The 13545-nt window shown below is 67.5% G+C and carries 13 protein-coding genes; 6 read left to right on the forward strand and 7 right to left on the reverse strand.

The features are described from left to right. Nucleotides 1-38 precede the first annotated feature (38 nt). Entirely contained in the window at nt 39-641 is a 603-nt protein-coding gene (locus BUA54_RS01005; RefSeq protein WP_072855347.1) for a GcrA family cell cycle regulator, read from the reverse strand. 195 nt (nt 642-836) lie between these two features. Between BUA54_RS01005 and BUA54_RS01010 the strand changes: the two genes are divergently transcribed. From BUA54_RS01010 to BUA54_RS01030, 5 genes are all read left to right on the forward strand, one after another. Continuing rightward, the gene (locus tag BUA54_RS01010; RefSeq protein WP_072856082.1) at nt 837-1622 is read left to right on the forward strand and encodes an ABC transporter permease; all 786 of its coding nucleotides are present in this window, start codon (nt 837-839) and stop codon (nt 1620-1622) included. Between the two features lie 186 nt (nt 1623-1808). Next, nucleotides 1809-2990, forward strand: a complete 1182-nt coding sequence (locus tag BUA54_RS01015; protein ID WP_072855348.1) for an aspartate aminotransferase family protein — start codon at nt 1809-1811, stop codon at nt 2988-2990. Further along, entirely contained in the window at nt 2983-3465 is a 483-nt protein-coding gene (locus BUA54_RS01020; RefSeq protein WP_072855349.1) for a GNAT family N-acetyltransferase, read from the forward strand. Before BUA54_RS01015 ends, BUA54_RS01020 begins: the two co-directional genes overlap by 8 nt. Before the next feature lie 88 nt (nt 3466-3553). Then, the gene (gene argF / locus BUA54_RS01025; RefSeq protein ID WP_072855350.1) at nt 3554-4459 is read left to right on the forward strand and encodes an ornithine carbamoyltransferase; all 906 of its coding nucleotides are present in this window, start codon (nt 3554-3556) and stop codon (nt 4457-4459) included. A 90-nt stretch (nt 4460-4549) separates the two neighbouring features. Beyond that, complete coding sequence (locus BUA54_RS01030) at nt 4550-5050, forward strand: DUF1993 domain-containing protein (RefSeq protein ID WP_072855351.1); 501 nt, start codon at nt 4550-4552, stop codon at nt 5048-5050. A 548-nt stretch (nt 5051-5598) separates the two neighbouring features. Here the strand turns inward: BUA54_RS01030 and BUA54_RS01035 are convergent. From BUA54_RS01035 to BUA54_RS01060, 6 genes are all read right to left on the reverse strand, one after another. Continuing rightward, nucleotides 5599-6042 (reverse strand): NUDIX hydrolase, encoded by a 444-nt coding sequence (locus BUA54_RS01035; protein WP_072855352.1) that lies wholly within the window; start codon nt 6040-6042, stop codon nt 5599-5601. Between the two features lie 116 nt (nt 6043-6158). Continuing rightward, nucleotides 6159-8567 carry an ATP-dependent helicase HrpB gene (hrpB, locus tag BUA54_RS01040; protein WP_245810535.1) on the reverse strand — a complete coding sequence of 803 codons (2409 nt, stop codon included), beginning with the start codon at nt 8565-8567 and terminating at the stop codon, nt 6159-6161. 133 nt (nt 8568-8700) lie between these two features. Next, nucleotides 8701-8991: a 50S ribosomal protein L28 gene (rpmB, locus tag BUA54_RS01045; RefSeq protein WP_072855354.1), complete on the reverse strand. Its 291-nt coding sequence runs from the start codon at nt 8989-8991 to the stop codon at nt 8701-8703. A gap of 125 nt (nt 8992-9116) precedes the next feature. After that, nucleotides 9117-9944 (reverse strand): hypothetical protein, encoded by an 828-nt coding sequence (locus BUA54_RS01050; protein ID WP_072855355.1) that lies wholly within the window; start codon nt 9942-9944, stop codon nt 9117-9119. Next, nucleotides 9944-10927: a methylmalonyl Co-A mutase-associated GTPase MeaB gene (gene meaB / locus BUA54_RS01055; RefSeq protein WP_072855356.1), complete on the reverse strand. Its 984-nt coding sequence runs from the start codon at nt 10925-10927 to the stop codon at nt 9944-9946. The genes BUA54_RS01050 and meaB overlap by 1 nt, the downstream gene beginning before the upstream one ends. Before the next feature lie 117 nt (nt 10928-11044). Continuing rightward, nucleotides 11045-11347, reverse strand: a complete 303-nt coding sequence (locus tag BUA54_RS01060) for an arginine transporter (RefSeq protein WP_072855357.1) — start codon at nt 11345-11347, stop codon at nt 11045-11047. Between the two features lie 387 nt (nt 11348-11734). On the opposite strand from BUA54_RS01060, the gene lepA reads away from it, so the two are divergent. Further along, a complete protein-coding gene (lepA, locus tag BUA54_RS01065; protein ID WP_072855358.1) occupies nt 11735-13534 on the forward strand; it encodes a translation elongation factor 4 in 1800 nt (599 codons plus the stop codon). Nucleotides 13535-13545: the final 11 nt, after the last annotated feature.

Genomic DNA, 13545 nt, shown 5'->3' on the forward strand with positions numbered 1-13545 from the left:
GCGGCGCTCGCATGTGGATCGAAAGCAGCGTTGCTCGTTCAGCGGCGCCGGTCGCGCCGGGACGACATCGGCTGGAATGCAACGCCCACATGCGCCTCGCAATAGGGTTTGCCCTGCTGGGTGGGCAGGCCGCAGAACCAGAAATCCGGCGTCGCGGGATCGCCGACAGGCCATTTGCAGGTCTTCTCGGTCAGCTCCATCAGGCCGATCTTCTTGGCGGACTTCTCCACCTCGTTGACCTTGGCCAGCGCTTCTGGAGAGATCTCGTTGGCCGAAGGCTGCGGCGGCAGCGGCTGGCCGGCGGGGATGATCGCCCGCCGCGCGGCACTGATCGGGATGCCGTTCTCGTCCAGTTCCTCGACCTCCTCGGCCTCGGGGTCCGGCTTCGGCGCGCGCTGCGGCGTGGCGGACTCCGTGCGCATATGAGGCCGCTCCTCCGCCGGCGCCTCGACCGGGGCAGGGGCCGCCTCTGCCGGTTCGGCGGCACCGGCACCGGCGCGGTTCGACAGGCCCAGCCGGTGGACCTTGCCGATCACGGCGTTGCGGGTGACGCCGCCAAGTTCCTTGGCGATCTGGCTGGCCGACTGCCCCTCGCCCCACATGCGCTTGAGCGTCTCGACGCGTTCGTCTGTCCAGGACATATGGCTTCCTTCACTCTGGCCCCGTCTCGGACGCGGGGCCTTGTCTATTCATGCGATCCCCTATTCTAAGCACGGGGACAGGGGAAGTGAAGGACTGCGACCCGATTGCACCCCGGACGACAAAGGAAAACCCTCATGACCGACCAAACGGCCACAGCCGCCATCACGCCGCCCCGCGCCGCCCCCGACACAGCGATGGGCGTGCGTCGCTTCGGTCGCGTGAACTGGGAAGGCACCAAGACCCTCGCGATCCGCGAGGTGCGCCGCTTCATGAACGTCTGGAGCCAGACCGTCATGGCACCGCTGATCAACGCGGGCCTGCTGCTGATGATCTTCACCATCGCCATCGGGCCGCAGCGCGGCGACGTGATGGGGGTGCCCTTCATGACCTTCCTCGCCCCCGGCATCCTGATCATGACGGTGATCCAGAACGCCTTTGCCAACACCTCCTCCTCGCTGGCGAGCGCCAAGGTCGGCGGCAACATCGTCGATACGCTGATGCCGCCGCTGTCTGCATCGGAGCTTCTGTTCGGCTACCTCTTCGGCGCGGTGGCGCGGGGCCTGATCGTGGCCACCGTCATCGCCATCGGGTCCTGGGTCTTCCTCGGCGTGCGGGTCCAGAACCCGCTGTGGGTGCTGACCTTCGTCACGCTGGGGTCGATGTTCATGGGCGGGCTCGGCATGATCGCGGGAATCTTCGCCAACAAGTTCGACCAGCTCTCGGCCATCTCGAACTTCCTCGTGACGCCGCTGTCGTTCCTGTCGGGCACCTTCTACAGCATCGACGCCCTGCCAGAGCCGATGCGCATCGCGTCCCACGCCAACCCCTTCTTCTACATCATCGACGGGGTGCGGCGCGGCATGATCGGCGTCTCCGACAGTTCGCCCTGGCTGGGTCTGGTGATCGTGTTGATCGCCAACGCCGTCGTGCTGGGGGTCGTGTGGCGCTGGCTCGACCGGGGCTACCGGCTGAAGGCATAAGGGCTTCCCTCGCGTCACGAGACAGGCTAAGGGGGGCATATGACCGCATGTGCCCCCCTCTCGATCCGACGCCGACGCTGAACCAGCGTCCGTCCCTGCACGTCCGTTCATTTCCCTAAATCGTTGACCCGACCGCCCCCAGAGGGCATGAATCGGGCTTCACGCTTGCCACAAAGGCCGTTTCCCATGATTCCGACCATCCTGCCGACCTACAACCGCGCCCCCATGGCGTTTCAGAAGGGCGAAGGCGCCTGGCTCACCGCCACCGACGGCCGCCGCTTCCTCGATTTCGGCGCCGGCATCGCGGTCAACAGCCTCGGCCATGCGAACCCGGCGCTGGTCAAGGCGCTGACGGATCAGGCGCAGGCGGTCTGGCACGTGTCGAACCTCTACCAGATCCCCGCGCAGAAGCGGCTGGCCGATCAACTCGTCGAACACACCTTCGCGGACACCGTATTCTTCACCAACTCCGGGACAGAGGCCTGCGAACTGGCCGTCAAGATGGCCCGCAAGCATTTCTACGACGCGGGCCAGCCCGAACGGACGGACATCATCACCTTCGCCGGCAGCTTCCACGGCCGCTCCTCGGCCGGGATCGCCGCCGCCGGGTCAGAGAAGATGACCAAGGGCTTCGGCCCGCTGCTGCCCGGCTTCGTGCATCTGGATTTCGGCGATCACGACGCCCTGACAGAGGCGGCGAAGTTCCCTACCGTCGCCGCGATCCTGATCGAACCGGTGCAGGGCGAGGGCGGCATTCGCCCCGTCCCCGACCAATGCCTGAAAGGCCTGCGCGATCTGGCCGACGAGCACGGCATCCTGCTGATCTTCGACGAGGTGCAGTGCGGTGTCGGCCGGACCGGCAAGCTCTTCGCCCACGAATGGGCAGGCATCACGCCAGACATCATGATGGTCGCCAAAGGCATCGGCGGCGGCTTCCCCCTCGGTGCGGTCCTCGCGACCGAACGCGCGGCAAACGGCATGACCGCCGGCACCCACGGGTCCACCTATGGCGGCAACCCGCTGGGCTGCGCCGTCGGCAACGCCGTCATGGACATCGTCGCCGACCCTGCCTTTCTGGCAGAGGTCAATCGCAAGGCAGGTCTCCTGCGGCAAAAGCTTGAAGGCCTCGTCGCCGCCCATCCCGACGTCTTCACCGGCGTGCGCGGGTCCGGACTGATGCTGGGTCTGATGTGCAAGGCCACCAACACCGACATCGTCAAGGCGGGCTACGACGCGGGCATCCTGACCGTGCCTGCGGCTGACAACGTCATCCGTCTGCTGCCGCCGCTGAACCTGACCGACAATGAAATCGTCAAGGCCGTCGATCTGCTCGATCAGGCTGCGGAACAGGTCGCATCCGATGGCTGACTACATCTTCAGACCCATCACGCGGGCGGATCTGCCGATGTTCCGCCACTGGCTCGACCAGCCGCACCTTGGCGGCTGGTGGGGCGACAGCGGGACAGAGACGCGGCTGGTCGAGGATGACATGGGCGGCGACAGGGTCGACATGCGTATCGTCGAATACCACGGCGCCCCCTTCGCCTATATCCAGGACTACAACGCCCACGCCTTCGGCGCCCCCCAGTATGCGCACCATCCGGCAGAGGCACGCGCCATCGATACCTTCCTCGGCGACCCGGCCTACATGGGGCAGGGGCACGGTGCGGCCTACATCGCCGCCCGCGTGGCAGAGCTCCGACGATCCTGCCCCCTCGTGCTGACCGACCCCGATCCCGCCAATACCCGCGCCATCGCCGCCTATGCCCGCGCGGGCTTCCGGCTTGACCGGGTGACACCGGGCGAGGACGGCGACCCCGTGCAGGTGATGATCCACGACTGACCATCTCTCTGTCTTAAGAAATATCCCGGGGGAGGGCGCAGCCCGGGGGCAGCGCCCCCAGACCCCGCAAGCCAAGAAGACCGATACCATGACCCATTTCCTCGACATCCACACCACGCCCACCGCCGACCTGCGGCACATCATCGACGACGCCCGCCGCATGAAGGACGCCCGCCACGGTCTGCCCAAGGGCACGCCCGACGCCGACCAGCCGCTGGCCAATCACATGGTCGCGCTGATCTTCGAGAAGCCCTCGACCCGGACCCGCGTCAGCTTTGACGTGGGCGTGCGCCAGATGGGCGGGCAGACCATGGTGCTGTCCGGTGCCGACATGCAACTGGGCCACGGAGAGACCATCGCCGACACCGCCCGCGTGCTGTCGCGCTACGTCGACATGATCATGATCCGCACCTTCGAAGAAGCGACCCTGCACGAGATGGCGGAGCACGCCACCGTGCCCGTCATCAACGGGCTCACCAACCGCACCCACCCCTGCCAGATCATGGCCGACATCATGACCTTCGAGGAACACCGCGGCCCCATCAAGGGACGCAAGGTGGTCTGGTCCGGCGACGGCAACAACGTCTTTGCCAGCTTTGCCCATGCGGCCAAGCAGTTCGACTTCGACCTCGTGTTCTCCGGCCCGCCGCCCCTCGACCCCGAGGCGGCGCTTGACGGTCTCTACACGATCGAACGCAACCCCGAGAAGGCGGTGCAGGGCGCCGACCTCGTTGTCACTGACACCTGGGTCAGCATGCACGACCCGGCGTCCGCCCGCGAACGGCGCCACAACCAGCTGCGCGGCTATCAGGTCACCGACGCGCTGATGGATCACGCCAACGCGGACGCGCTCTTCATGCACTGCCTGCCGGCGCACCGCGATGACGAGGTCACGTCCTCGGTCATGGACGGACCCCATTCGGTCATCTTCGACGAGGCCGAGAACCGCCTGCACGCCCAGAAGGCGATCATGCGTTATTGCCTGACCGCCTGACGTTTCCGATTGCATCGCGCTGCGTGCCGCCCTCTATGGGACACGCGGCGCGGGCTGTTCCGATCCGCCGTACTGACCCGGAGAGCGCCCATGTACCAGACCGTCGTGCCGCCGCTGCAACGCAGCCTGACCGCCCTTGCGCGTATCCTCTCCAAGGCAGAGGCGCACTGTACCGAACGCAAGATCGCGCCGGAGGTGCTGCTGCAGTCGCGGCTTTATCCCGACATGCTGCCGCTGGTGCGTCAGGTCCAGCTGACCTGCGATTTCGCCACCCGCCTGAACGCGCGGCTGGCCGGCGCGCCGGTGCCCAGCCACCCGGACACGGAAACGACCTTCATCGGGTTGAGGGAACGTATCGCCGCGGTGCAGGCGGAACTGGCCAATGCGGCGCCGGGCGCCTTTGCCGACGCCGCCACCCGCGACGTGACCTTCAAGGCCGGCCCGTCCGACATGACGCTCAGCGGTCAGGACTACTTCGCGCACTACGCGCTGCCACAGTTCTACTTTCACATGACGATGGCCTACGCGATCCTGCGGCACAACGGCGTGGTGCTGGGCAAGCGCGATTACATGGCCGCACCGGAGGCCTGAAGCCGCAGCACCTTCCGCAGGGTGTCCCCGAGCCAGAGGGGGCATCCCATGTCGTTCCGGCCCGCCGTCAAAGGTCACGGTGCGCCAAGCGCCGTGACGACGTCCCCGATCCCTTGCCCCGGCATCTAGACAGCGGCAGGGGATCGACCCGTTTCTGCATGGGCGAAATACGACCGGTCGCGACCTCTGCCAGCCGTCGTCAACAGGAACGGGCCGACGCGTCAGCACGTCTACGAAGCCCGAAATCGGTGTCTGTTTCCCGAAACTCTGCAACCGCGCAAAGCAGCCCGCGTCACCCGAGGAGGCGTGTCAAAAAGCATTCAATGCCTGATGAAACCCTATGTCGGCCAGCACCTTGGCGGCTTTCGCGGTACTAACTTTGCGCCGTGCGTCTCTCGCCGGATCGGAAAGTGACAAGCCGCGACCTCCGCGAGCGTTCCTCGAACTGAACGATCTGTCGCGTTCGCAAGGATACGAGGCACGAAATTGGAATCGATATTCCGAACCCCCGCAACCGCGTGCAACAGCCCGCGTAACCGGATAGGCATTCAGACGGCCTTCAGCGCCTGACGAAATCCCTTGTCCGCCAGCATCTTGGCGGCTTTCGTGATGCTGACCCAGCGCCGTTCGCGTCGGTCGCCTTCCGGGAACTTGCCGGACAGGCCACGCACCTTCACACCATAGACGCGCACGCTGGCGGGCACCTCCTTGCCGTCGTCGAACCGCTTGACCCCCCGGAACTTGGCGATGGGCTTGTCGGTGACGCGGCCGTCACGCACGCCGGCCTCTTCCCAGGCTTCCTGCAATGCAGCTTCGCCATCGGTCTTGCCTTCGATCGGCCAGCCCTTCGGCAGGATCCACCGACCCCGAGAGCTTGTGACCAATAATACCTCTCGCCCTTTGGGTCCCTTGCGGTGGCACAGCGCCGCAACCTGAACGCGGACTTTCGGGTCGGCTTTAGTTGCATCAGTGAAATCCGGGGCGATCGTCATGCGCGATACTCAATCAAAAATTCGTTTCTATTTCCCTAAACTTAGGTCGCCAGTCGCCAAAAAGCAACTCTTTCGCGAATCACCTGCGGATAAGTGCGCGGGTTGTGCGCAAAATGTCATGTCCCGCGCGGCTTCGCCCGCAGCGTCGGGTCCGCCTGCGTCGGATCGTCGGGCCAGGGGTGCCGCGGATAGCGTCCGCGCATGTCGCGCCGCACGTCCGCATAGCTCGTGGCCCAGAAACCGGGGATGTCCTGCGTCACCTGCACGGGCTTCTGCCCCGGCGACAGCAGCGTCACCCGCAGCGGCGTGTCGCCCACCACCGGATGCACCGTCTGGCCGAACATTTCCTGAAGCCGCAGGGTGATCTGCGGCGCGTCGCCGTCATAGTCGATGGGAATCCGCCGCCCCAGCGGCGTGGTGAAATGCGCAGGGGCCAGCCGGTCCAGTCGCTGCATCCGGTCCCAATCCAGCATCGCCCGCAGCGCGGGCAGCAGGTCAAACCGCGCCCAGTCCGCCGCCGTCCTCACGCCCCCCAGATGCGGTAGCAGCCAGTCCTCGAGGCTGTCCATCAAGGCGGCGTCTGTCATGTCGGGCAGACCCGGCACCAGCGCCACCCGCGCGCGAAAACGCTGCGCCGCAGGGTCCGGCCGCAGGCCCAGCTGCCGCACGCCCTCCAGCATCGCGCGGGCCACCGCCTCTGCCGGGGCGGCGGTCCAGCGCCGCTGGTCTAGCACCAGCGCGCCGAACCGCTCCTGCTGTTCCGTGACCACGCGCCCCTCGCGCCGGTCCCAGCGGCAGACGTCGTGCCAGCGGATCGCGGCGCCGTGAACCTCGCGCAACTCTGCCGCGCCGATCACCGCGGCCTGCCGGATGCGCGCCTCGCGCGGGTTGCCGTCGGTGTCGGTCACGACCAGCAGCCTTTGCCCCGCCAGCGCATCGCCTGCATCCATCACCGCGCCCTTGCCGCCAGACAGCAGATAGCGTGGATCGTCCCCCGCCCGGCGCAGCGCGACACGGTCCGGATAGGCCAGCGCCGCCATCTGGCCCGGCGACAGGGGCGCGCGGTCGGGCAGGCCGCGGGCCAGCCGCTTGGCCTCGGCCCGGATCTGCGCCAGCGCCGCCCGATCCGCCGTGCCGCTGCCGCGGTCGCCACGCAGCGCGGCCAGCCGGGCCGTCAGATCGACACCCGCCCCCCGCAGCGGATCGCGCGCCTCCAGCAGGGCGGCCATCGGGGCCGCCTGCGCCCCCGCCACGCTCAGCATGTGCCCCAGCCGCGGATGCACCGGCAGTGCCGCCAGCGCACGGCCGTGGGCCGTGATGCCGGCCGTCGCGTCCAGCGCGCCAAGGTCTTGCAGCAGCGCGCGGGCCTCCGCCAGCGCCGCCTCCGGCGGTGGCGTCAGAAAGGCGAGGTCCGCACTGCCCCAAAGCGCCAGTTCCAGCGCCAGCCCGGTCAGGTCCGCCCTTGCGATTTCCGGCGGGGCGAAGGCGGGCAGGGCGCCGTCCTCTCCCTTGGTCCAGAGCCGGTACGCGAGGCCGGGCGCCACGCGCCCCGCGCGCCCCGCCCGCTGGTCGGCCTCCGCCCGGCTGACCCGCTCCGTCATCAGCCGCGCCATGCCGCTGCCCGGATCGAACCGTGCCCGTCGCGCCCGGCCGCCGTCGACCACGACGCGCACATCAGCGATCGTCAGCGCGGTCTCCGCGATGGCGGTCGAGAGCACGATCTTGCGCCCCCGGTCCACCGGCGCGATCGCGGCGCGCTGCGCGGCAAAGGGCAGCGCACCGTAAAGCGGCCGCACCGCGCAGTCCGCCGGCAGACGGCGCGTCAACGCCGCCTCCACGTCGCGGATCTCGCCCTCGCCGGGCAGAAACACCAGCACGCCGCCCTGCGTCTCGGGCACGATGCGCAGCAGCAGGTCCGCGACCGCCGGGGCCAGCCGGGTGCGCGGCGCCAGGGCCTGATCCAACCACCGGACCTCGACCGGAAAGGCTCGCCCCGCCGAGGTCACGACAGGCGCCGCATCCAGCATCTCCGCCACCGGGGCGGCGTCCAGCGTGGCGGACATCACGACCACCCCCAGGTCCGGCCGCAGCGCGCCGCGCGCTTCCCAGACCAGGGCAAGGCCAAGGTCCGCCTGCAGGGATCGTTCGTGAAATTCGTCGAAGATCACCGCCCCGATACCGCGCAGTTCGGGGTCGTCCTGCACCATCCGCGTCAGGATTCCTTCCGTCACCACCAAAATCGCGCAGTCCCGTCCGACACGGCTCTCGCCGCGCATCCGGTAGCCGACGCGCCCGCCCACGTCCTCGCCCAACTGCTGCGCCAGCCGCTCCGCCGCGGCCCGCACCGCCAGCCGTCGCGGTTCCAGCATGACGATCTGCCCGCGCCACCCGGCGTCCATCAGCGCAAGCGGCACCCGGCTGGTCTTGCCGGCACCCGGCGGGGCCTGCAACACGACGCGACCGTGGCTGCGCAAGGCCGCTACCACGTCCCCCAGAACCGCGTCGATGGGCAAATCGTCACGCACGGCGTGTCCCCCGTTCACCTGGCCGATCATACGCCCGCCCGTGGCCGGTCTTTCGCAGAAAGGCCGATCGCCACACATGCAAAAGGCCCGGTGCTTGCGCGACCGGGCCTTTCGTCAATTCCGCAAGTGTCACTTACGCCGTAGCGGCGGTGGCCTTTGCGATGTCCTTCTTGACCTTCAGCGCCTCGGGCGACAGCTCTGCGTCCTTGGCCTTCTTCATGAAGGCGTCCAGACCGCCACGGTGATCGACCGTGCGCAGGGCCGCGTTCGAGATGCGGAACTTGAACGACCGACCCAGCGTATCGGACATCAGCGTGACGTCCTGCAGGTTCGGCAGGAACCGGCGGCGGGTGTGGTTCTTGGCGTGGGACACGTTGTTGCCCGACATCGGGCCTTTTCCGGTCAGATCGCAGCGGCGCGACATGGGCATCATCCTTCGTGGCTTGGCCGGACCCCAAAGGGGCGGGCCGTCTTGGGGACACCCCTTGCGGGGCCGTCCGATGGGTGGAATGGCCACCCGGAGGCAGCCGTGAATTCAGTTTGCAGCGCCTACGCAGAATCCGGGTCCCCGTCAACCCCGCCCGTGGCGGCGGCTGCCAGAATTGCGGCGCGCTGCCGGGCCGCCGTCGCCAGATCCGGGCGCCGCGCTGCGGTCGCCCGTGACAGCGCCCTCCAGTAGTCCGGCTGCCCGCCGCGCGCCAGCCGGTGCGCCCGCTGCAGGGCGCCCGCGGCCCATGCCTCGCCGAACGCAAGTCGCTGGATCAGCCCGCTGCGCCCCGCCGCGCGCAGGACGCGCGTGCAGGGATGGCCGCCGCCGGGCAGCCGGATCAGGCGCACGGCCGGGAACAGCACCTGCAGCATCCGGGCGTGGGTCAGGTCCGGCAGGTTCAGCGAATCGCACAGGATCACCCCCTGCAGGCGCGGATCGTGGCGCCCCGCCATGGCGCCAAGGTCCGCGTCGAAGCCTAGCGCCTCGCGGCGGTAGCGCGTCTCGAACGGCACGACCCCGGGCGCGATGGACACCTGCGGCGACACCGCCACCACATGCCCCAGGCTCAGGCTTTCGGCCATGCGAAAGGCGCCAAAGCCGCCCATGGAGAACCCCAGCGCCCGTGCCGCGGCGTAGTCATGGCGCAGGCTGCGGCAGACGGCCTCCAGCGCCGTGGTGTCGGGGTTGACGAACCAGTCGTTGTTTCGCGTCGCGATCATCAGCTGGTCTTGCCCCGCCGCCGCGATCCGGCCCGAAGGCGTCATCGCGCCAAAGCCCGCCCGGTCCAGCCTGCGGTAGTCGAAGGTCACGCAAAGCACGCGCCCGCCACGACGGACCAGATCGGCGCGCAGATGATCGCCGTCGAAGACCCGCACCGGAACGGACATCAGCCGTCCTTCAGCGGTGCCAGCGCCGCCCGCGCGGCGACCGCCGGGGTCATCCGCCCCGCGGCCACCGCCGCCTCGAGGTCCGTCAGACGCGCCTGAAGAGCCGGATCGCGGGTCAGCAGGGCCAGCATCTCGGCGCGCAGATCCTCGCGAAACCAGTGCCGCGCCTGATCGGCACGGGTCGCGGCCATGACGCCGGTGTCGCGGCGCCAGTCCGCAAGGTCGCGCATCCGCGCCCACGCCTCTGCCAGTCCGGCGCCGTCCTGCGCCGAGACCGTCATCGCCAGCGGAAATCCCTCGCAGTCCTGCGGCCGTCTGCGCAGCAACCGCAGGGCGCCCGCGTAGTCGGCGCAGGTCCGCACCGCCTGCGGCTTCAGTTCGCCGTCGGCCTTGTTGACCAGCACGAGGTCGGCCATCTCCATGATGCCGCGCTTGACCCCCTGCAGCTCGTCGCCGCCAGCGGGGGCCAGCAGCAGCACGAAAAGATCGGCCATCTGCGCCACCACGGTTTCCGACTGGCCGACCCCCACGGTCTCGATCAGCACCACGTCGTATCCCGCCGCTTCGCACAGGCGGACCGCGTCGCGGGTCCGGCGCGCGACGCCGCCCAGCTGCGTCTGACTGGGCGAGGGGCGGATGAAGGCGCGCGGATCGCGGGTCAGGTGGTCCATCCGGGTCTTGTCGCCCAAAATCGACCCGCCCGACCGGGCGGAGGAGGGATCGACCGCCAGCACCGCCACCCGCAGGTCCTGCGCGGTCAGCATCAGGCCGAAGCTTTCGATGAAGGTGGATTTGCCGACGCCCGGTGTGCCGGACAAGCCGATCCGCAGCGCCTGCCGGTCCTGCCCCAGACCCTCCAGCAGGTGCAGCGCCATGTCGCGGTGATCGTCGCGGGCGCTTTCGATCAGCGTGATCCCGCGCGACAGGGCCCGCCGTTCACCGGCGCGGATGTCGTCGATCAGTTTGGGAATGTCGAAGCGCATGGGACCTTCATATCGGCCCCGTGCCTCATGTCCAGACGGTGCCGTCGCCCCGCAAGGACGAACCGGAGGCTCTGCCTTCGGGCCTTCGAGATGTGTCCGACGAGAAGAAGGGGGACGTCAGCGGCAGCTGCGCTCGGCCTGACCGGTGAACTGGCGGTAGCGTTTCCAGAATTCCTCGTGGCTGCTGGTGTCCGACTGCCGGATATCCTGCGCCTTCTGCGGATCCTCGAAAAAGCTGGACGCGAGGCGCTGATCCCGGCGTGTGAGGGTCGCGTTCGCGGTGCGCTGCACGCAGGAACACAGGGCGCTGTTCGCTGCGGACCGTCCGGATGCCATGCAGGCCTTGCCCATCTCGCCGCGCACGCCGGCGCCGCAGGAATTCAGTGTCACGAGGGCGAGGCCCAGAAAAAGGATACGCATGGAATGTGCCTGTCGTTCATGTGACGCGCCCGGTTTGCCCGGTGTCATCGTCGGATACTGCCGTGCATCGACTATGCCGAAAACGCGCCGGCGATGCAATTCACGAATGAGACGGGTCAGCCCGGTTTTCGTCGTATCCGCGATTGCCGCGCAGCGGGGCGGGGGTGCGTCGGCCCCCCGGGGCGATGTGGTCAGACGGCATGATCGGGTTTCAATTCCGTGACCCCACCGTGACGGTATTGACGACATTGGCTTTTTCGCGCGGATGTTTCGCATGCGATACATATTATGTAAAATGGCAAGGCGGATCGCGGCCCCGTGGCCCCTTGCAAAACGGCCCCGTCCACGCCATTGACGAGAGCTAATTCAGACCCCTGGGGCCGCGCCATGACCGAACTCTCGCACATCCGCAATTTCTCGATCGTGGCGCATATCGACCACGGGAAATCGACGCTGGCCGATCGCCTGATCCAGTCCACCGGCACCGTCGCCGACCGGGACATGAAGGCGCAGATGCTGGACAGCATGGATATCGAACGCGAGCGCGGCATCACCATCAAGGCACAGACCGTCCGCATCGACTATGTCGCCGACAATGGCGAGAAATACGTCCTCAACCTGATCGACACCCCCGGCCACGTCGACTTTGCCTACGAGGTCAGCCGGTCGATGCGTGCCGTCGAGGGGTCCTTGCTGGTCGTGGACAGCACGCAGGGGGTGGAGGCGCAGACGCTGGCGAACGTCTATCACGCCATCGACGCGGACCACGAGATCGTGCCGGTGCTGAACAAGATCGACCTGCCCGCCAGCGAGTGCGACCGCGTCGCGACGCAAATCGAGGACGTGATCGGCATCGACGCCAGCCAGGCGATCCGGGTCAGCGCCAAGACCGGCGTCGGCATCCACGAGACGCTGGAGGCCGTCGTCCACCGTCTGCCCGCGCCGAAGGGCGACCGGGATGCGCCGCTGAAGGCGATGCTGGTGGACAGCTGGTATGACGCCTACCTTGGCGTCGTCGTGCTGGTGCGGATCATCGACGGGGTGCTGAAGCTGAAGGACCGGGTGAAGTTCATGTCGAACGACACCGTGCATCTGATTGACAGGCTTGGGGTTTTCAAGCCCGGCATGCTGCCGATGGACGAACTGGGGCCGGGCGAGATCGGCTTTTTCACCGCCCAGATCAAGGAGGTTCGCGATACGCGCGTTGGTGACACGATTACCAGCGAGCGCAAAGGTGCGACCAAGGCGCTGCCGGGGTTCAAGCCTGCGCAACCCGTTGTCTTCTGTGGTCTTTTCCCCGTCGACTCATCCGAGTTCGAGGACCTGCGCAACGCCATCGACAAACTGGCGCTGAACGACGCCTCCTTCTCCTTCGAGATGGAGACCTCCGCCGCGCTCGGCTTCGGCTTCCGCTGCGGGTTCCTCGGCCTGCTGCATCTGGAGGTCATCCGCGACCGGATCGAGCGGGAATACAACATCGAGCTGATCACCACCGCGCCCTCGGTGGTTTACCATATCTTCATGAAGGACGGGACGGAGCAGGATCTGCACAACCCCGCCGACATGCCCGACCTGACCTACGTCGACCATATCGAGGAACCGCGGATCAAGGCGACGATCCTCGTGCCAGACGAATATCTGGGCGACGTGCTGAAGCTCTGCCAGGACCGGCGCGGCGTGCAGCTGGACCTGACCTATGCGGGCTCCCGCGCGATGGTCGTCTATGATCTGCCGCTGAACGAGGTCGTCTTCGACTTCTACGACCGGCTGAAGTCGGTAACGAAGGGCTATGCCTCCTTCGACTATGCGCTGACGGGGTATCAGGAGGACAACCTTGTGAAGATGTCCGTGCTGGTGAACGACGAGCCGGTGGACGCTTTGTCGATGATGGTCCACCGCGACCGGGCCGAGATGCGGGGACGTGCTATGGTCGAGAAGCTGAAGGACCTGATCCCCCGCCACATGTTCAAGATCCCGATTCAGGCGGCGATCGGCGGCAAGGTGATCGCGCGCGAGACGCTGTCGGCGCTGCGCAAGGACGTGACGGCCAAATGCTACGGCGGCGACGCCACGCGCAAGCGCAAGCTGCTGGACAAGCAGAAGGCGGGCAAAAAGAAGATGCGCCAGTTCGGGAAGGTGGATATTCCGCAGGAAGCGTTTATTAGTGCTTTGAAAATGGATAGTTGACCAATCGAACT

The organism is Loktanella atrilutea, assembly GCF_900128995.1.
Classification (GTDB): Bacteria; Pseudomonadota; Alphaproteobacteria; order Rhodobacterales; family Rhodobacteraceae; genus Loktanella; species Loktanella atrilutea.

What these genes read in the sequence shown, in the direction of transcription:
- BUA54_RS01005 (WP_072855347.1), bottom strand. Translation starts at nt 641, where the DNA reads ATGTCCTGGACAGACGAACGCGTCGAGACGCTCAAGCGCATGTGGGGC.
- BUA54_RS01010 (WP_072856082.1), top strand. Translation starts at nt 837, where the DNA reads ATGGGCGTGCGTCGCTTCGGTCGCGTGAACTGGGAAGGCACCAAGACC.
- BUA54_RS01015 (WP_072855348.1), top strand. Translation starts at nt 1,809, where the DNA reads ATGATTCCGACCATCCTGCCGACCTACAACCGCGCCCCCATGGCGTTT.
- BUA54_RS01020 (WP_072855349.1), top strand. Translation starts at nt 2,983, where the DNA reads ATGGCTGACTACATCTTCAGACCCATCACGCGGGCGGATCTGCCGATG.
- argF (WP_072855350.1), top strand. Translation starts at nt 3,554, where the DNA reads ATGACCCATTTCCTCGACATCCACACCACGCCCACCGCCGACCTGCGG.
- BUA54_RS01030 (WP_072855351.1), top strand. Translation starts at nt 4,550, where the DNA reads ATGTACCAGACCGTCGTGCCGCCGCTGCAACGCAGCCTGACCGCCCTT.
- BUA54_RS01035 (WP_072855352.1), bottom strand. Translation starts at nt 6,042, where the DNA reads ATGACGATCGCCCCGGATTTCACTGATGCAACTAAAGCCGACCCGAAA.
- rpmB (WP_072855354.1), bottom strand. Translation starts at nt 8,991, where the DNA reads ATGTCGCGCCGCTGCGATCTGACCGGAAAAGGCCCGATGTCGGGCAAC.
- BUA54_RS01050 (WP_072855355.1), bottom strand. Translation starts at nt 9,944, where the DNA reads ATGTCCGTTCCGGTGCGGGTCTTCGACGGCGATCATCTGCGCGCCGAT.
- meaB (WP_072855356.1), bottom strand. Translation starts at nt 10,927, where the DNA reads ATGCGCTTCGACATTCCCAAACTGATCGACGACATCCGCGCCGGTGAA.
- BUA54_RS01060 (WP_072855357.1), bottom strand. Translation starts at nt 11,347, where the DNA reads ATGCGTATCCTTTTTCTGGGCCTCGCCCTCGTGACACTGAATTCCTGC.
- lepA (WP_072855358.1), top strand. Translation starts at nt 11,735, where the DNA reads ATGACCGAACTCTCGCACATCCGCAATTTCTCGATCGTGGCGCATATC.